5 protein-coding genes are annotated in these 2,415 nt (G+C 72.0%); 1 reads left to right on the plus strand and 4 read right to left on the minus strand.

Annotated elements, in window-relative coordinates; all coding sequences use genetic code 11:
• Positions 1-105: biotin carboxylase N-terminal domain-containing protein (locus HW837_RS49880; RefSeq protein ID WP_156107427.1), on the minus strand; the 105-nt coding region annotated here is incomplete at its 3' end.
• Between the two features lie 393 nt (positions 106-498).
• On the opposite strand from HW837_RS49880, the gene HW837_RS47885 reads away from it, so the two are divergent.
• A complete protein-coding gene (locus HW837_RS47885; protein WP_193383057.1) occupies positions 499-1,014 on the plus strand; it encodes a hypothetical protein in 516 nt (171 codons plus the stop codon).
• Positions 1,015-1,023: 9 nt separating this feature from the next.
• Here the strand turns inward: HW837_RS47885 and HW837_RS47890 are convergent, their stop codons facing one another.
• The 3 genes from HW837_RS47890 to HW837_RS47895 form a co-directional block, all read right to left on the minus strand.
• A complete protein-coding gene (locus HW837_RS47890) occupies positions 1,024-1,647 on the minus strand; it encodes a Maf family protein (protein WP_045559182.1) in 624 nt (207 codons plus the stop codon).
• Between the two features lie 352 nt (positions 1,648-1,999).
• Positions 2,000-2,128: a morphogenic membrane protein MmpB gene (gene mmpB / locus HW837_RS49885; RefSeq protein WP_267887682.1), complete on the minus strand. Its 129-nt coding sequence runs from the start codon at positions 2,126-2,128 to the stop codon at positions 2,000-2,002.
• A 72-nt stretch (positions 2,129-2,200) separates the two neighbouring features.
• Positions 2,201-2,410 (minus strand): acyl-CoA carboxylase epsilon subunit, encoded by a 210-nt coding sequence (locus HW837_RS47895; RefSeq protein ID WP_193382251.1) that lies wholly within the window; start codon positions 2,408-2,410, stop codon positions 2,201-2,203.
• Positions 2,411-2,415 lie beyond the last annotated feature (5 nt).

Below are 2,415 nucleotides of genomic sequence, written 5' to 3' on the forward strand. Positions count from 1 at the left end.
GTCCGGATCGGCGTACACGGCCACGCTCGCGATCCCGGCGTCCCGGCACGCCCGGGCGACGCGGACAGCGATTTCGCCTCGGTTGGCGATCAACACCTTGCGCACGATGGCTCCCTCTCCTTGAAACAAGCCGAGTTTAGGGACTGCCGACACGGCGTTTCGACCCGTCCACAATGGTGAGCTTGCCCACACGGAGCGTGAATCGAGGCTCACTCAACCCGCGAAATCCCTTGTCGCACAGCATGGCGCAGGACCCCACGCGAAAACCCTAGCCCTCTGATGTGGTCAAGGTCTCTGTGCGGCCGCGCTGCGGCCGGTTGGGTTTCTTTGTGGAGTCCCTACTAATGGCCCAACGATTCTTTGCTCTCGTATGAACCCTTGTCCCGAGGTTTACCCGTTAGTAGCGTTCGCGATGTCTCGAACACCTACCTGGGGTAACGAGTCGGGGCGGCGAGGCGCTGAGAACAGCGGGACGAGATCGGAAGTGGGTGGGGTCGGGTGATCCGCAGACCGGTGGCGGTGACGACGGCGATCGTGCTGTTCGTGGAAGGGCTCGGGATCGCCGGAGTCCAGTGGCTGCTCGGCACCGTCGTCGACCGGCAGAAGATGTCGCTCGCCGGGCTCGACCCCGAGGCGATGTCCGTCTCCACCAAAGCCGGGGGTGTCCTCTTCGGCCTCTACTTCGTCTTCTGCGGTGTGGTCGCGCTGCTCGTGGCCCTGCGCAACCGGCCGCCCGCCGGGCTCGGCAGGATCCTGCTCATCAGCGTCGCCGTCGTGCACGCGCTGCTCGGGGCGCTCACCGTGGGGCTGGTCGGGTGGGGCGCGTTCGCGTTCATGATGGTGGTGCTGGGGCTGGTGCTGCTCACGCTGATGACGTACGACCGGCAGGGCGGGATCGCTGACGCGGTGCCGGGTGAGGGTGACGGGGGCGCGGGGGGTGCCGACGGGCTTGGGAGTGGCGACGGGGCCGGGGAGCCGGAGCAGGCCGCTCCGGCCGCGCCCGGGGCCTCGTGATCGGGCGCGTCAGTCGGCGCGCGGGGTCCACAGGTCGGTGATGGCCACGCCGAGTTGGGCCAGCAGGCGGCGCAGCAGGGGCAGGCTGATGCCGATGACGTTGCCGTGGTCGCCGTCGATGCCGTCGATGAACGGGGCCGAGCGGCCGTCGAGGGTGAACGCGCCCGCCACGTGGAGGGGCTCGCCGGAGGCGACGTACGCGGCGATCTCCTCGTCCGTGGGGTCGCCGAAGTGGACGACAGTGGAGGCGGTCGCTGAGGTGTAGCGGCCCGTGGCGGTGTCGTAGACGCAGTGACCGGTCTGGAGGGTGCCGGCGCGGCCGCGCATGGACTTCCAGCGGGCGGTGGCCTCCTCGGCGTCGACGGGCTTGCCGAGGGCCTCGCCGTCGAGGTCGAGGACCGAGTCGCAGCCGATGACGAGGGCGCCCTTGACCTCCGGTCTGGCCGCCACGACCGATGCCTTGGCCTCGGCGAGGGCGAGGGCCAGGTCGGCGGGGGTGGGGGCGGAGACGGCGTCCTCGTCCACGCCGCTGACGATCACCTCGGGGGTGAGGCCGGCCTGGCGCAGGAGGTTCAGGCGGGCGGGGGACTGGGAGGCGAGGATCAGGCGGCGGCGGGTCTGTGGGGCGGTCATGCACTCAGGGTATTGCGTGGGTTGGCGGGTGCGGGGCGGGTGGGGCGCGTTGGGCGGGTGCGGGTGGGGCGCGTTGGTGGGTGCGGGTGGGCGGGGCGCGTCGTGGGTGCGGGCCGGTGGGGGCTGATCGCGCAGTTCCTCGCGCCCCTCAAGGGCGCGGCTGACCCGCCGTGGGGGCTTGGGCGCCGGTGCGGTGGGTGGGTCGGGGGCGCGCCGGGGGGTGTCCGTCCTCGGAACGGCGCGGAATCGGTCGGCTGGGAAGCGCGGGCTGTCGACGCGCCAACCGCTGCGGGCGGACACCCCCCGACACGCCCCCTTCTCGCCGTGCGCGGCCGACCCGCCGCCGGGGTGCTCAGAGGATGCCCAGGACCAGCATGGCCAGGAGCATGGCGCAGGCCATGAGCAGGCCGAGCCGCCGAAGCATGGCCTGCGTGTCGCGCAGTTCCTTCGGCGGCTCGTTCTCAGGGTCGGACCAGAGCATGCTGCGATGGTGCGCCGCCCGGCGGGCCGGGCGCCTGAGTACGCGTACTCAATTCGGTAGGAGAGGTTCCGCTCAGCCGGGCCAGTAGGTGCGGCTCCACGTGGTGGGGCCCGGGGCCGGCAGGCGGTGGGCGGCGATGCGGGACGGGTCGGACCACGCGTCGCGGGGGGCGGGCGCGCCGGACGGCTCGGTGGCTGCCGCCGCGGCGCGGGCGTGGACCACCGCCAGGGCGGCGGCCAGTTCCTCCGGGGTGGGGTTGCCCCGTACGACCTTGATGGTCATGGTTG

It is taken from the genome of Streptomyces caniscabiei (assembly GCF_014930365.1).
Lineage (GTDB): Bacteria > Actinomycetota > Actinomycetes > Streptomycetales > Streptomycetaceae > Streptomyces > Streptomyces caniscabiei.